At 59.9% G+C, this 15,130-nt stretch carries 11 protein-coding genes; 5 read left to right on the top strand and 6 right to left on the bottom strand.

The window, feature by feature from the left end; all coding sequences use genetic code 11:
• From ACMLHG_RS01420 to ACMLHG_RS01440, 5 genes are all read left to right on the top strand, one after another.
• Positions 1–396 (top strand): hypothetical protein (locus tag ACMLHG_RS01420; RefSeq protein ID WP_417169300.1); only part of this gene is annotated, 396 nt, incomplete at its 5' end.
• Positions 397–535: 139 nt separating this feature from the next.
• On the top strand, positions 536–2,002 hold the full coding sequence (locus tag ACMLHG_RS01425) for an NAD(P)/FAD-dependent oxidoreductase (protein ID WP_295812359.1): 1,467 nt from the start codon (positions 536–538) through the stop codon (positions 2,000–2,002).
• Positions 1,999–3,267 carry an NAD(P)/FAD-dependent oxidoreductase gene (locus tag ACMLHG_RS01430; RefSeq protein ID WP_417169301.1) on the top strand — a complete coding sequence of 423 codons (1,269 nt, stop codon included), beginning with the start codon at positions 1,999–2,001 and terminating at the stop codon, positions 3,265–3,267. The genes ACMLHG_RS01425 and ACMLHG_RS01430 overlap by 4 nt, the downstream gene beginning before the upstream one ends.
• Positions 3,261–3,626 (top strand): DUF1667 domain-containing protein, encoded by a 366-nt coding sequence (locus ACMLHG_RS01435; RefSeq protein ID WP_295812351.1) that lies wholly within the window; start codon positions 3,261–3,263, stop codon positions 3,624–3,626. Before ACMLHG_RS01430 ends, ACMLHG_RS01435 begins: the two co-directional genes overlap by 7 nt.
• Positions 3,627–3,649: 23 nt before the next feature.
• Positions 3,650–4,390, top strand: coding sequence for a glycerophosphodiester phosphodiesterase (locus ACMLHG_RS01440; RefSeq protein ID WP_295812346.1), 741 nt, complete (start codon positions 3,650–3,652; stop codon positions 4,388–4,390).
• Positions 4,391–4,678: 288 nt separating this feature from the next.
• Here the strand turns inward: ACMLHG_RS01440 and ACMLHG_RS01445 are convergent, their stop codons facing one another.
• The 6 genes from ACMLHG_RS01445 to ACMLHG_RS01470 form a co-directional block, all read right to left on the bottom strand.
• On the bottom strand, positions 4,679–6,469 hold the full coding sequence (locus ACMLHG_RS01445) for a hypothetical protein (protein ID WP_417169302.1): 1,791 nt from the start codon (positions 6,467–6,469) through the stop codon (positions 4,679–4,681).
• On the bottom strand, positions 6,466–7,761 hold the full coding sequence (locus ACMLHG_RS01450; RefSeq protein WP_417169303.1) for a glycoside hydrolase family 1 protein: 1,296 nt from the start codon (positions 7,759–7,761) through the stop codon (positions 6,466–6,468). The genes ACMLHG_RS01445 and ACMLHG_RS01450 overlap by 4 nt, the downstream gene beginning before the upstream one ends.
• Positions 7,762–7,873: 112 nt before the next feature.
• Positions 7,874–12,307 carry a hypothetical protein gene (locus ACMLHG_RS01455; protein ID WP_417169304.1) on the bottom strand — a complete coding sequence of 1,478 codons (4,434 nt, stop codon included), beginning with the start codon at positions 12,305–12,307 and terminating at the stop codon, positions 7,874–7,876.
• A gap of 2 nt (positions 12,308–12,309) precedes the next feature.
• Positions 12,310–13,203, bottom strand: a complete 894-nt coding sequence (locus ACMLHG_RS01460) for a LamG domain-containing protein (protein WP_295812334.1) — start codon at positions 13,201–13,203, stop codon at positions 12,310–12,312.
• Positions 13,204–13,226: 23 nt separating this feature from the next.
• Positions 13,227–13,988: a prepilin-type N-terminal cleavage/methylation domain-containing protein gene (locus ACMLHG_RS01465; protein WP_295812332.1), complete on the bottom strand. Its 762-nt coding sequence runs from the start codon at positions 13,986–13,988 to the stop codon at positions 13,227–13,229.
• The gene (locus ACMLHG_RS01470) at positions 13,985–15,040 is read right to left on the bottom strand and encodes a GntR family transcriptional regulator (protein WP_417169305.1); all 1,056 of its coding nucleotides are present in this window, start codon (positions 15,038–15,040) and stop codon (positions 13,985–13,987) included. Before ACMLHG_RS01470 ends, ACMLHG_RS01465 begins: the two co-directional genes overlap by 4 nt.
• Between the last annotated feature and the right edge of the window lie 90 nt (positions 15,041–15,130).

The following is a 15,130-nucleotide window of genomic DNA, read 5'->3' on the forward strand; positions in this document are numbered from 1 at the left end:
CGCCCCTACGAGGCCGACAGCATCGAATTCTTCCTCCGCGGCAGCCGCCGCCTCACCAGCTACTGGGAGATCGTCGCCGCCCCGGAGGTGCCGCCCTTCGTCGGACTTCACTTTTTCTCCCGCACTCTCGGGCTGCATGTCACGCAGTTCGACGCCCGGCCGTCGGCACTGCAGATCACCAGCGGCAGAACGCCCGGCGGGTTCTTCGCCGAATGCGCCTTCCCCTTCGCCGCGTTTCATCGGCTCGACCGCCCCCTCCCCTTCTCCGGCGAAGTGCTCGAATTCATGTTCGTCCGTACCGATCTGCAACCCGGCGGCGTCCGCAAAACCGCCCCCGTCCCCCTGCTCTACGACGGTCACAACCTCTTCGGTTATCTCATCGGCGTTCTGGAGTAATTCTCCGTTCCCCTCCCGGTCCCGTTTCCCCGTGACCGGATTTTTTTCTGCACCGCTTGCTTTTTATTCCATCCGAGTTTATATTTAGTAAACTTTAAAGTAAACAACCCCCGAATCCGGGGAACGGAAAGGCAACTCGATGGAATATGATGTCGCAATCATCGGCGCCGGCGTGTCCGGAGCCTCCACCGCGTGGCAGCTGTCGCGTTACCACGTGAAAACGGCGCTGGTCGAGCGGTGGGCGGACGTCGGCTTCGGCGTCTCCAAGGCGAATTCCGGAATCATCCACGGCGGCTTCCACCACCCGGTGACCAGCCTCAAGGCAAAGCTGGAGATCCTCGGCAACCTCGAATTCGAAAAACTCCAGTACGAGCTGGGCTTCCCCTTCGAACGCAACGGCATCGTCGTGGTCGCCTTCAGCGAAGAGGAGATGGCCGTCGTGCGCAAACTCTACGCGCAGGGCGTCGCCAACGGCGTCCGCAACCTCGAAATGTGCGGCCGCGACCGCCTGCTCGAACTCGAACCCAAACTCAATCCCGAAGTGGTCGGCGGATTCTTCTGCCCCAACGGCGGCACCATCGAGCCCTACCGCTACGTCTTCAGCCTGGTCGAAGGAGCCCGCCGCAACGGGGTCGAACTCTGCACCGGCTTCGAAGTCACCGCCGCCGAAAACGACGGCGACTGCTGGCGCATCACCGCCGCCGACGGCCGCACCATCCGCGCCCGCTACGCGGTCAACGCCGCCGGACTCTTCGCCGACCGGGTCTCCGCCCTCTTCGGCGGGGAATCCTTCACCATCCACCCGCGCAAGGGTGAGGAGTATCTGCTCGACCGGAACAGCCCCGCCCGCCCCCGCCGGGTGATCTTCCCGGTGCCGACTGCCCATTCGAAAGGGGTGCTGGTGATTCCGACTGCGGAGGGAACCACGATGATCGGTCCGACCGCCGATCCCTGCGAAAACAAACTCGACACCTCCACCAGCGCCGACAACATGCAGCGGATCCTCTCGCTGGTGCGCCACATGGTCAACGGGATTTCGCCGCGCGACCTCATCACCTCGTTCGCCGGACTGCGTCCGGTGCTCGACTCCGAGGACTTCTACATCGCCCGCTCGGAAAAGGCTCCCCGTTTCATTCAAGTCGCCGGAATCCAGTCACCGGGACTCACCGCCTCCCCCGCCATCGGCGTCTACGTCAAGGATCTGCTCAAGCAGGCCGGGCTGACGCTGGTCGAGAAGGAACAGATTCAGTACGAACTCGCCCCCCGTCACGAGGCGCGCCACGAGACGCCCGAGGCGCTCGACCGCCTCCACAAGACCGATCCAGCCTGGACCCACATCGTCTGCCGCTGCGAAAAGGTTTCCGAAGCGGAGATCGTCGAGGCGATCCGCAAGGGCCACACCACGCTCGACGGCATCAAGTTCTACACCCGCGCCGGAATGGGCCGCTGTCAGGGCGGCTTCTGTTCGGCGAAGATCATGAAGATTCTCAGCCGGGAGACCGGCATCCCGATGGAGGAGCTGACCAAAAAGGGCGGCAACAGCCGCCTGCTCGGCGGACGGCTCGGCACCCTCCCGGTCGAATCGCAGAAGGAGGAAACCTTATGATTCAGCACAGAACCTGCGACGTCGCCGTCATCGGCGCCGGTGCGGCCGGACTCGCCGCCGCCGCCGAATGTGCCCGTTCGGGCCTTGCCGCGCTCGCCATCGACCGCGAGGAATCCGCTGGGGGAATCCTCCGGCAATGCATCCACAACGGCTTCGGCCTGCGCTACTTCAAGGAGGAGCTGACCGGTCCGGAATACGCGCACCGGGTGGAACTTCTGGCGAAGGAGGCCGGAGCGGAATTCGCCCTCGGCCATACCGTAAGCTCGATCGAACGCCGGGAGGACAGCACCTTCACGCTGACGACGCTCTCCGCCGCCGACGGCGTCACCCGGATCGACGCGCGCGCCGTCATTCTGGCGATGGGCTGTCGCGAACGCAACCGCGGCAATCTGGCGATTCCGGGCACCCGTCCGGCCGGCATCTTCACCGCCGGTTCCGCGCAGAAACTGCTCAACATGGAGGGCATGCTGCCGGGGCACAGTGCGGTGATCGTCGGCTCCGGCGACATCGGACTCATCATGGCGCGGCGGCTCCGCTGGAGCGGCGTCGAAGTCAAGGCGGTCGTTGAAATCATGCCCACCCCCTCCGGATTGCCCCGTAACGTCGCCCAGTGTCTGGAGGATTTCCACATTCCGCTCTATCTCGAACACTCGGTCGTCGGCATCCACGGCCGCGAACGGGTCGAATCGGTCGATGTCGCCCCGCTCCGGGACGGTGTTCCGCTTCTGGAACAACAGTTCCGCATCGACTGCGACACGCTGCTCTTCTCGGTCGGATTGCTGCCGGAGAACGAACTTGCCGTTCCGCTCGGCGTCGCCATCAATCCGGCGACCGGCGGCGCGATCGTCGACGCCGATTTCCAGACCAGCGTGCCGGGGGTGTTCGCCGGAGGAAACGTCCTGCACGTCCACGATCTGGTCGACTTCGTCTCGCTCGAAGCGACGGCGGCGGCCCGCGCGGCGGTGCGCTACCTCGCCGGAGACCGCCCCGCCGAACGCGGCACGGTCACGGCGGGAGCCAACCTCAAGTACGCCATCCCCAACTACTTCACGCCGCGGCGGGACACCCGTTTCTTCTTCCGTCCGCTGCTCTGCTGCGAAGAGGCCGAACTCGAAGCCACACTCGACGGTGAAGTGATCTGGAAACGGTGTTATCGTTCAATCCGTCCCGCCGAAATGATGACCGCCGACATTCCCGGAACCCTTCTCTCCGCGCCCGGCGCCCTGCGGTTCCGTTTGACCTGCAAGGAGGAGCAATCATGCTGAAAAAACAGTTTCTCTGCATCTGCTGCCCGACCGGCTGCCGGCTGACCGCCGAACGGGAAAAGGAAAACGCATCCTGGAAGATCTCCGGCAACCGCTGTCCGCGCGGCGCGGCCTACGCCCAGGAAGAACTCACCGATCCACGCCGTATGGTCACCGCCACGGTCGCGTCGGATTCGCCGTCGATGCCGCGCATTCCGGTACGCACCAGCCGCGGACTGCCGCGCCGCCACATCGACGCACTGCTCAACCGTCTCTACCGCCTGCAAGTGAAAATGCCGGTCCACTGCGGCGAGATTCTGCTCGAAAATGTGGAAAACACCGGAGTCGATGTTATATTTACTTCGGATTGTGAGAAGTGACGCTGAAACGGAGGAATACGATCATGGCGGTTCAATTTGTCGCACACCGGGGAGAATCCGAAGCGGCCCCGGAAAATACGCTGGAATCCTTCACCCTGGCCTGGGCGCGCGGCGCCCGCGTGATCGAGGGGGACTTCCATCTGACGCGCGACGGGGAAGTGGTCTGCATGCACGACAGCAACGCCGGCCGCACCTGCGGCGTCAAACGCGAACTTGCGGAACTCACGCTCGCCGAAATCAAGGCGCTCGACGCCGGCGCGTGGAAAGGGCCGCAGTGGCGTTTCACCCGGGTGCCGACGCTTGCGGAAGTGCTCCGCACCATGCCGGATTACGGGGAGATCTACATCGAACTCAAGAGCGTCGGCCCGATCGTCGACCGGCTCCGGGAGATCTTCGCCGCCTCCGGATGCCGTCCGGAACAGCTGACCTTCATCGCCTTCGACGAAACGACCATTTCGGCGGTGAAACGGCTCTTCCCGGCCCACCGTGCCTACTGGCTCACCTGCAACGAGCGCGAGGACCGCGGATTCCTCTACACGCCCGACGAACTGGCGGCCAAACTCCGTTCGCTCGGCGTCGACGGGATCGACCTGCTGGAAAGCAAAGCGACGCCGGAGTACGTCGAAACCCTTCACAAAGCCGGTTTCACCTTCCACGTCTGGACGGTGGATCAGCCGGAGCGGGCGAAGACCCTGATCGACCTGGGCGTCGACTCGATCACCAGCAACCGCGCCTACGCCCTCCGGCAGGAGCTGAACGCCTGACCGGGAAACCGCATTCCGCCCCGGTGAAACGCAGGGTCCCCTCTATGGAAAGGGGGGACCATTCTGCGTTGAGAAGAGAAATCCATCCCCCAGTTCCATCCGGGCGGCGCTGTCAGACAAGTGCCGCAATCCCCCAGAGGAAACCGGCAGACAGGAGTGTATTCCGAAAATCCTCTCAGCCGCGGGGAAATGGCGACTAGCAGTCAGGATCAGCGAACGGAACATCATCGAAATTCCGATGTTGCGATTCTGCGCCGACATGATCACGTCTTTCCCCGCGGGAGAAAATTACTTCTCCGGAATCAGGTGGAACAACACTGTTTCCGGACCGTCAAACACATAACAGAACTCTGCGGTGTGTTCCGCGACGGTTTTTCCGGAAAAGAGTTCGATGACGGCCGCCGCCTTGCATTTCAGGCGGAAGGTGCGTTTCCCCGACTCCGCGGAATGGCACGAAAGAAGATCCTCCGTCGCCCAGAGCGGCAGATTGCACTCGCCGTAGAGATGAACCCCGGCCGCCGCCGCCTCTTTCCGCAGCAGTTCCGGCGTGAGTTGCGTATACTCCGGCAGATGAAGTCCCGGCAGAGGCTGCTGTTCCCAGCGGGAACCGTCACTCAGGCCGCAGGGGCCCAGCCAGATCAGGCGCGTTCCCGGAAGACAGCGTTCAAGCTCCTGTCGCCGCACGTCATCCAGCTCTACCCACAACGGGAGAATCGCAAGTTTCGGCACCCGGCGAAGCAACGGAAGCGACGCCCGGTCATAGAGGACGTACGGCGCACCGAAACGGTTGCAGACCTTCTGGGCCTCATGAAAAATATGACACAGCGGATTTCCCTTCCGGAAATCGTTGCAGTAGAGAACACTCTCCGGATCGGCGATCAGCGCGACTTCGGCGTCAGGCAGCCGATCGGCATCGGCGAGAAGCTCCCACAGCTTCCGCATTTCGCCGATGCTCCGGAGCACCTCGGGGTCCGAATAGTAGCCGCCCCACATATCGAACCACCAGAGCGAAGCGCCGTGCAGCAGGGTGCGGCAGAACTCCCGACGAAGTCCGGCGATGTCCGCCTTCGCGTCCGGCCAGGGGCGACACCAGGAAACCCGGATGTGCGGCGTCAGCTGCAGATTGGCGGTGTGGGTGTGATGGTCCAGTTCGTGCAGAAACTGTTTGCCGTTCAACCGGAGCGCACCGTGGAGGCTCTGGAAGCCGCCTCCGCCACCGATGGCGCGGTCACAGTAGTCGCCGGGCGCGATGAAGAAGTCCACCTCCTTCGAACGGACCACCCGCTCGTACGCGAGATGACCGCAGCTGACCATGCTCTTCTCGCCCAGTTCCATCAGATACCCGAAGAAGACTCCGATCTCCTGCTCCGAACGCAGATGCTTCCGGGCAACCTCGGCGAAGCGGCAGATGCCGTCGGCAATGAGTTCGCTGTGGAATTTCCAGTAGGTCAGCGCCTCCCGGTCCGCTTCCGGATCGCGAAGCATTCCGTCGCAGTGTTCCGCATGGTAGCGACGGGCGAAATCGGGGATCGATTTCTGTTCCGGCAGGTTGTTCTCGTGGAGCCAGGCGAGAAACCGCCGCCGCTTGTCGTCGGATTCGGCTCCGAGCGAGTAATCCATCCACTCATCGGTCGCCCCGCAAGCGAGGATGACGCAGCGGATGTGGTCAGCATATTTCTCCTGCGCATGTTCCAGCAGTGTTTCAAGACAGTGCATGGTCGTATCGAGCCACAATTCGCTGCACAGCACTTCGGAAACTTCGCAGAAGCTGTCGCCGGGCTGCCGGAGGCACTGCAGTTGCCGCACCAGCCACGGGGGCGAATTAAGATCCACCATCAGCAGAAATTCCGCCTCCGGGCAGAAGGCGAGAATGTCGTCGAACTGCCGGTCGAACGCCTCGAAATCGTAACAGCGGTCGCCGAGCCAGACCGGCGGATACTCCGAATAGGGCTGCCCGAGCGCGTTAACCGTGTTGGCCGGGAAGATGCAGAACTGACGGATTCCAAGGTCGGCAAACTGCTTTCTGGTCGGCAGTTCTTTTCGGAACGAACGATAGGCGAAAAACGGTTTTCTCTTCATGGCCGGCCTCCCTGGTCCGCCGGATAGATGATCCAGTCCCGGAACTCCGGCAGATAATCGAGCAGAAGTTCACGACTCATCGCATTGTTCCGGATAATCTCCCGATAGAAATACGCAGTCGGTTTCGGCGTGCGGCGGAAAGTTTTGAAATCGACCCCGACCATGCCGAACCGGGGGACGAAACTGCCCCATTCGTAGTTGTCGAACAGCGACCAGTAGAGATAGCCGCGCACATCGCAGGAGCGTTCGATCGCCTCCGCAAGCGCCTGCAGATGGCGCGCCAGATAGAGGATGCGCAGCCGGTCGTCGTCGCAGCAGAATCCGTTCTCGGTGATATAGATCGGCAGATCGCGAAGTTTGCACAGTCCATCGACGAGCCCCTGCGGGTAAAACTCCTCCAGATAGAACTCCCGGTTGATCGGACGGATTCGATGGCATTCGTAACGGGGAGCATTGCCGTCGGCGGTCCGTGCGGTGACGAAGTGGCGGGTGTAGTAGTTGATCGACCAGAAGTCGCAGGAGTGTTTCAACCCGTCGATCACCTCGCCGTCGCGGTAGGGAAAGAGAATCTCTCCAGTCCGGATCGCGTGATAGAAGAAGTCGTTGATGACCCAGTTCCGAATCCGTGTCCGCGTCACATCGAACTCATCTTCCGGGTCACGAGGCTGATAGGGGCACATCGCATGAGCTGTGCTGATGGGAGCCTTCGACCAGCTCCGGATCAGAGCCGCTGCCCGGGCGTGCGCGACGAGGCAGTTGGCCTTCCGGTCATACAGCTCCAGCGAATCCCCGTTGTTGAACTCGTTGAAGATGTTCCACAGATCGACATACGGAGCGATCTTCGGCACCAGATACTCCAGATGGCGGAGAAAATACCCGATGTTGTCGCGCCGGCAGAACTCTCCTTTCTCCTCAAACCACTGCGGATGGGAGAAGTGATGCAACGTGAGGCAGAGCCGGCAGCCGCGCCGCTTCAGCTCCTCGAACATTGCGAGGTACCGCTTCAGCGCCTCCTCGTCATGCCGCCCCTCCTCCGGTTCGATTCGCGACCATTCGATCGACATGCGGAACATCTTGTGGCCCAGTTCGTCGAGGAGGGCGAAATCCTCTTTCCAGAGGTTCCAGAAGTTGCACGCCTTGCCGGAGGGTTCCGGATAGTGCTCCGCCTGTTCCCGGTGCCAGTTGGAGCTGTGGATGTTGTCGCCTTCGATCTGGTGACCGGCGGTCGCCGAGCCCCAGACGAAATTCTCCGGAAACCGGATCTCATCTTTCATGGAAAAAATACCGAGCATACTGAATCTCCATTTTGAATTTTGGGAAAAAATCCGCCGACCCCATCCCGGGGAATGTTTCGGCGGAGACGGATCATCCTGTAAAAAATATACTTTTCGTTACTTTCCTTTTTTACCAGTTATGAAATGCGTCGACATCGTAGAAGTCGAGCTTGTCGATGTAGGGAGACCAGGAATCGGTGGCGTTCGCCTCCTCGGCGATCACGGTGAGCGGACCGGTGACGCCGCCTTCGCCCCAGCGGTCGAAGACCCGAATGACAAGCGTGTTCTCCGCGCCGAACTTTACGAGCTTTTCCGGAATCGGGTAATCCCGTTTCGTCTGATAGCATTTCGGATTGGATTGGAAGGTGGTCTCGCCGATTTTGGTCCCGTTCCAGTAAGTCCAGTCGCAGTCGTCGATCGGACCGCCGGAGAGGCGCAGGGTGCACCCCTTCCACGAGGCGGGAATCTTCACCGTGCAGCGGTACCACGCATAACCGTCGAAGGGACGCTTCAGATTCTTCGCCATTCCCGCCGGATAGGTGCAGTGCGGATTCGGCTGCTGATGTCCCTGAGCTTCCCAGGAGAGACCGAGCTTGATCGGGACGAAGCCCTCCGTGTCGGAGACCTTCCCCTCGTTCTTCGGATCAAACCGGAGTCCGCACCTTTCCGGCACAGCTTTGCCCCGGCTGAAACGGAGCGTGTTATGACGACTCTTTGCGGCGGTGAAGAGTTTCAGATCTTTGCCGAGGCCGATGTTCATGTTGGTGAAGATGGCCGACCAGACGCGCGCAACCTTTTCCGGATTCCACAGTCCGTCAATTTCGTCCGGGGAAAGATTCAATACCACGGTCGCCGTGATGATCTGATCAAGTTTGGCAAAGAGTGCCGGTTGCGTGGCGATCGTCCAGTCCGGGGCGGACACCAGCACCGGCAATTTTTTCGCTTCGCGGAAATAGAGGTCCGCCTCCGGAATTCCGGCAAACACCGGATCATGTTTCGGAACGGAGGCGCGAAAGAGCTCTCTGGTTCCGCGTTTCAGCTTGCCGGGCAGGAGCTCCAGCGGCGCGCCGGGGAGAGCGACGACCGTCTTCCCCCGGGAAAGCTGTTTTCTCAACTCGTCGCGCCGGTTCTCCGGAACCGGGTCCGCACCGAGGATCAGCACCTGCTGCCCGCCGATCTCCCAGAGATTCTCCGGCTTCAGTTTCCGATACTGCATGCCCATGCGCTTGAGGATCGCCTCGTTCTTCGCGTCACCGAGATACCCGACGCGCTGGGGACCGATCGGAACAAACCGTTTCCCCATTTCAACGAGCAGATTGTCCACGAGTTTTGTTGCGACGGGGTCCTTGCCGTAACGGTTGGTCACGTCGAGCTGGCAGAAAAGCACCAGACCGTGCTCTTTCCGGAGCTCCAGCAGAGACGCGAACATCAGGTTGAAGCCGCAGTCGACGATCGTCCGGAAGTTGCCGTAGCTCGGCTTGCGGATCACATTTCCGCTGACGATTCCGCCGTTGCCGCACTTCCACTTGGAGCGCGGATAGTGGGGGCTGTTCTCCGCCGACAACACAAATGCCGGGACGGAGTCCGCCGAGCCTCGCCAGTTGCTGAAGTCCTCCTCCTTCAGCCCGGCGACATACGGGCTTTCCGGACGCCGCAGAAAGGCGTTGCGGGCGCTCGGCGATTCAAATACCAGGTTGGCCAGATTGCACGCCTTCTGTTCAAAGATCAGCACTTTCAAGCCACGTTCGATCAGCCGGGCATTCTCCACCTGCTTCAGGAGTTCCGGATTGGATTCCTTCAGCGCATTTTTGCCGAGAATCAGCAGGCGGCACTGCTTCACGTCGTCGAGCGTCCGGACCTTGCGGAACGGGAAGCCCGCCTGTTCAAGCATTGCCGTCGTAGCCCCATCCGGATCGTAAAGCCCGGCGGAGATGTCATGAAACTCCGGCGGGACCCGTTTCGGAAAGAATTGCAGCCGGAACGAATCCTCCAGAATGAGCGCATCGTCCTTCAACGCAGTCAGCCGCAGTTCCGCATCAGTGCGCTTGTAGACCTTCGGAGCGGTGAGCGGAATCGGCAGCTTGAGAATGGCGCCGGGAGCGGCGGTTGCCGTTATTTCGCCCTGCCGGACGCTCTTCCCTTCCATCGTAAGCTCCCAGCGGCAGGTCACGGTCCGGGGCGTCGTATGATCGTTGACGATGACCGCGCTCTTGCGGAATTTTTCACCGGAGAAAAACGCGTGATCCTTGTTCGTGAAATCCTCCGGCATTCCGCCGAGGAAGATCAGCAGCGGCGCAAAGGAGGCGCGGATGATCCTGTCGAGCCCCTCCGGCTGCGAATAGTCGGTCAACAGATGACTCTGGGTCTCGCTCCAGCCGACGGGAACATCCGGTTTGAGACCGGCGGATTTGACGTTGTCGTCCACCTCGTAGACGACCGTGTGGGCGTCGTAGGTGCGGGCGGTGCGGTCCATGTCGCGTCCGCCCGGGAAGTCGCCGAGCCCCGACATATCGTAAGCCCGCCACGCTCTGACCACATGGCGGTACAGCATCGCGCTGAGGTCGAATATGTTGCGGTTCCAGCTCGCATACGGCGAATTGAGCCAGGTACTCGCATGGGGGACCGGTCGAGCCTCCCGGCCGAACACCGCGTCACCGAAGTAGCGGGCGGCATGTTCCGCACCGAGTTCAAATCCGGTCCTGCCGGCGCCGCCCGTCTCGAAATGCCAGAACTGGGCAGGGAACGGGAAGGCAGACTCCACCACCATCAGCGGCTGGGTGTGTCTTGCCGACCACTGCTTCGGCCAGTCCTCCTGTTCCTGAAGCGGCGTGCCGAGCGACTGATAGTTCATCGAGGTGAAAATTTTCCCTGAATTGCCGCCCGCATGCTGAAACAGTTCCCTGCTCGGATCCAGAGCGCGCATCACCTTTTCCGCAGTCTGAGCCCGTTTGCGCGCCGGCAGAGTGGCCAGGGGGATATAATCCGTGTCGTTCAGTTTGGCCGGATCCTGGTTCCAGGCGTAACTGCAGGTGTTGAAATCGGTATACCACATCAAAATGGTTGGATGATTGCCGTAATGTTCGAGAAAACGGGCCACCTCCTTCGTATAGCCGACCAGCTCCTCATCCTCGTAGGGCGGCATCGGGAAAAGGTTGTAAAGTCCCTGCCGGTTGGATTCGTTGAGATAGTCCTGCCAGGCGACCTGCGAGGTCTTGCGGAACGGGTCGAAACGGACGGTGTCGTAATTCATCTCTTTGACATGCGCCACATACTGGCCGACCGCCCGTGGATTTCCGTAATAGTAACGCAGCCGGTTCAATCCCGGACTCGTCCACATCCGCAGTCGCATCTTGTTGCCGTTCAAACGGAATTCACCGTTCTCCACCCACATCTCACGGAAACCGAAATCCTGCATGGGGAAGGTATCGACCTCCTGTTCCTCCCGAATCAACGCGACACTCATCCGGTAGAGATTCGGTTGTTCCGCATTCCAGAGGACCGGATCGCGCCAGGTGCCCGTAAACAAAATCAGCTGCTCCGGCGAACCATCCAGCGTAAATTTGCGAAGGAAAGATTTCTGCGTCTTTCCATCACGCCGGAAATCGAATCGAACAGCGCAGGGGCCTCTTTCGCCTGTCGGATTCTGAATCCGGGCGCGCAGCGAAACGTTCTTCTTCCGGAAAGAGGGGAAGGCGACCGCGCTTTTCAGAGCGATTTTCGCCGGCGCGTTTTCCAGCCACACGTCGTCCAGCGCGATTTCACCGTGGTCGCCGATGCTCGGCACCCCCTGCCACAGATCGACGAAATGACGGTCGAGAAACAGCGTCAATACATTTTTTCCCTCTTTCGCCAGCAGATCGGAGACGTCGATCCGGCGGGCGTTCGGCACTGCGGTGAAGGTTTTGAAGTCCTGCCGGAAACTGTCGACCAGCTTTCCGTTCAGATAGACACGGCCGGCATCGGCGTTGAGATTGGTGAAGTTCAGATAGATGCGCCCCCCTTTCCGCAGGTCGGCCGGAAGCTCAAATACCCGCTGATACCAGCCGGCACGGTGCTGAATCAGCTTCCGATTGTTCCACTGCCAGTTTGCGGATACCAGTTTCCCGTTCCTGTCGCGGTAGATCTGAAAAAGCGGCGAACGGAAACTTCCGGGGACGCGCATGTATCCCCACTCTCCCGGCGGAGGCGCCCAGGAGAAATCGTTGACAGGTATGACACGCCAGTACCCGTTCAGACAGACGCCACGCCTGACGCCGTCGGCAGTTCTCTGCGCATCGGCGAGATCCCACAGCGGCTGTTCCACGGGGCGGACCGTTGTATCGGCGAGGCGCTTCGTCTCGTCCGCGGCCGGAACGGTTTCCGGCGGAAGGAGCGAAATTCCTTCCGCCCCCTCCGCCGAGACGATGTCTCCGAAGGGCTCCGCCATTGCAAAACGGCCCTGCAAGGCATCGTCCAGCAGGAACGTCAGCGTCCGGTCCGCCTGTTCGAGCGTGAGCTTATGCGGAACGTTGAGCGAAAGCGTGTAGCAGGACTCCACGGTTTGCGTCGTTCCGCCGTTTTCCACAATCAGCGCAACTCTTCCGGAGCCCCCCATTGCGGAAAGAGTAATTTTTTTTTTGCGTCCGCCCCATTCAAAACGAGGAGCCGTTTCGGTCCGGCAGGACGCGCTTCAGGAGAACGGAATGCAAATGAAAGCCGCTCTCCATTGCGCCACGCCGGCTCCAGAGAAAGAGAGATCGTCTTCTCTTTCTTCCCGCCGGAAGCGATCATGAAGATTTCCGACGCGTCCAGCGTTCGATCGAAATATTTGATTTCATCATACACTCCGTTTCCGACAGTGGCTTTGAAACGGTCGGTGTTCTCTGTTCCGCAGAAGAAGTTGAGTTTCTGAAGTGGCAGTTTCCGGTACGCATCCGGCCGGGTCTGGTGGCCGACCTCCTTGCCGTTGATGTAGAGTCTGACTTCATTTTCGGCCCGGTTCCAGGTGAAGGCGATGTGGGCCCACTCCTCCTGCTTGAACAGATTCTTCTTGATGATCTGGACCTGCCCCGGCACGCAGACTGAAAGTTCGATCTGTCCATTTTTCAACTTCAGCAGATAGAAGCGAAACTTCCAGGCATCGTCGCGCCCGGTGATGATCGGATACTGTTCCGGATCGGTCTCCTTCCAGTGCGGTTTGAACCAGAAGGCGATCGTACCGTCACCGGTATCGCATTCCGGCAGACGGGTGAAAGTGGCTGTCGTGACCTGATCGTAAGCCTGGCGCCTTACATCCAGCGCCTGACCGATCACGCCCGGCTGATAGTCTGCCGTACCGCGGACGATACCGGCGGCCACCTTGCTGCCCCCTTTGCCGAGGATGTCCGCGGAACCATCCATCGGCACATAGAACACCGGCTCTGCGGCGCTCAGAAAAAGCGGAAGAGCCGCGGACAGGATGGAGAGTTTTGAAATCTGCATGGTGAAGAATCTCCTTTCTTTGTTTACAGATATGGTCTCCAGAGAAAAAAATTCGGGTGCGAGGAGGAATAGTTCGTCCCGTCAACGTTGGCATGCGACCTCATTTCCAGATGGCCGTCGAAGAAGATGCAATTGGTCTGCACGCCGCCGTGGCGGTAGGCGATGACTCCATCGCGGCCTTCTTCCTGAGTCTGCGGGGCTGCCAGCCAGTGATTCAAGGAACTGCTGTAGTTGTATACACGACCGCCGCAGCAGCCTTCCAGAAAGCCGAACCGCTTCGACGGAGTTCGGATTTTATTGAGCCGGAAGAGGGAGTACTCCATCCCGCTCCCCCCGGGATAGAAGTCGCAACCGTTCCCACTGTAAGGGATTCCATAGACATTTTCCAGTTTTGCGTAACGCGGGTCAATCCAGCTGTCCACCTGTTCTGCGAACGGTTCCGGGCAGAGGGCACTGCGGAGCACAAACTGCGGGGATTCCATATTTCTCGGAAAATTGGCATACCGGTGAAATGTCTCATTCGCGAACCATTTCCTGATGCCGGGATAGTTGTACGGCACCCAGTAATCGTCGAAATCCGCCGCATACTGCGTCGCGGCGAGTCCGAGTGTCTTCATCGCGTTGCCGCAGCTGAGCCCCCGCGCCTTCGACCGCGCCCGCTCCAGGGCGGGAAGCAGAATCGATGCGAGAATTGCAATGATTGCAATTACAATAAGTAATTCAATCAATGTAAATTTTTTCTCCGTTGGACCGCCGTGTTCAGGAATCTTGTCTCGCCGTCTCATAGATACACTCCATCCTTGACCTCTTGTTCCACAATGGGGATTCCGATTCCGGTTTGTTCCTGAGGGATGCCGCCGCACTCCAGAGCAAGGAGGCGGCAGATTTCGTCCGCCATCTTCTGGAATGGAGTGCGGAAGATCCAGCCGGAAAACGATTCCGCCGGCTGCCCATCCTCCTCCACGATAAAGCGCACCCTCGAGTGGACTTGGGGAGAGAGGCTGTGGTAGAACGGCAGAAAGACGCTCGTCGGGCAGACCGCGCTGAACACTGCATCAACTTTGCCGGAAGCGTTCAGCAGTTTTTCCAGTTTCGGCCACAGTTGAATCATATCGGGGAAAAAGAGACGAGAATCCAGCGTGATCCCCGCCTCCTGGTAGGCCTTCTGCAACCCGATCAGGGGCCGGGACCAGGCAGGAGTGTTGAGCAAGTAGGCGATGTTCCGCCGCCCTTCCGCAAGGAGTTTTTTCCCGATCCGATAACCGAAGGCTTCGTAATCGAAGTACAGATTTCCCTCCTTGCAGTCCGGGGTATTTGCCAGAACAACAAGCCGTTTTCCTCTCTCCCGCAACTGCCGGATTACCGGGGAAAGCTCCTCCGGCGGAGAGATCCAGAGCAGGATGTCACAGGAAGTTGCCGCAATCTCCTCCGCTGCGGCCTCCTGTTGATGAGAGGGCAGTTGGATGAAGTTGGCCTTGAAATTCTGCCGGGCGATTCCGACTCCGATTCGCCCGAGGAGCTCCAGGTAGTACGGCTCGAAATGAACCATCATGCCGTCGCCGACAATCAGAGCGACATTTTTATATTTCGTCACCTGAAGGCGGTTGATTTTCGCTGGATTGGTAAAGGCGCCGAGACCGGGGCGCCCGATAATGTAACCGTCATCGGTCAGCATCTTCATCGCCTTGCTGACCGTCGGGCGACTGACTCCGAATTTCCGCGACAGCTCCAGAATGGTCGGTGCCTGTACGGATTTTTCTCCCGCCTGCTCGACAAAATTGAGCATATAGCGGCGGATCTTCATGTATTCCGCAACGGGCGACTTCTCTTTTTTCATGTTTGAAAACCGACCTGTCGTTAGCATTTGTTAGCATTACAATTTAATTATACCACGCCGGAGATTAAATGTCAATGTCGCTTCTCTTTT

Source organism: Victivallis sp., from assembly GCF_048170485.1.
Taxonomy (GTDB): Bacteria; Verrucomicrobiota; Lentisphaeria; order Victivallales; family Victivallaceae; genus Victivallis.

Bases quoted from the DNA above. Each gene is read 5' to 3' on its own strand.
- ACMLHG_RS01425 (WP_295812359.1), top strand. From the start codon at position 536: ATGGAATATGATGTCGCAATCATCGGCGCCGGCGTGTCCGGAGCCTCC.
- ACMLHG_RS01430 (WP_417169301.1), top strand. From the start codon at position 1,999: ATGATTCAGCACAGAACCTGCGACGTCGCCGTCATCGGCGCCGGTGCG.
- ACMLHG_RS01435 (WP_295812351.1), top strand. From the start codon at position 3,261: ATGCTGAAAAAACAGTTTCTCTGCATCTGCTGCCCGACCGGCTGCCGG.
- ACMLHG_RS01440 (WP_295812346.1), top strand. From the start codon at position 3,650: ATGGCGGTTCAATTTGTCGCACACCGGGGAGAATCCGAAGCGGCCCCG.
- ACMLHG_RS01445 (WP_417169302.1), bottom strand. From the start codon at position 6,469: ATGAAGAGAAAACCGTTTTTCGCCTATCGTTCGTTCCGAAAAGAACTG.
- ACMLHG_RS01450 (WP_417169303.1), bottom strand. From the start codon at position 7,761: ATGCTCGGTATTTTTTCCATGAAAGATGAGATCCGGTTTCCGGAGAAT.
- ACMLHG_RS01460 (WP_295812334.1), bottom strand. From the start codon at position 13,203: ATGCAGATTTCAAAACTCTCCATCCTGTCCGCGGCTCTTCCGCTTTTT.
- ACMLHG_RS01465 (WP_295812332.1), bottom strand. From the start codon at position 13,988: ATGAGACGGCGAGACAAGATTCCTGAACACGGCGGTCCAACGGAGAAA.
- ACMLHG_RS01470 (WP_417169305.1), bottom strand. From the start codon at position 15,040: ATGAAAAAAGAGAAGTCGCCCGTTGCGGAATACATGAAGATCCGCCGC.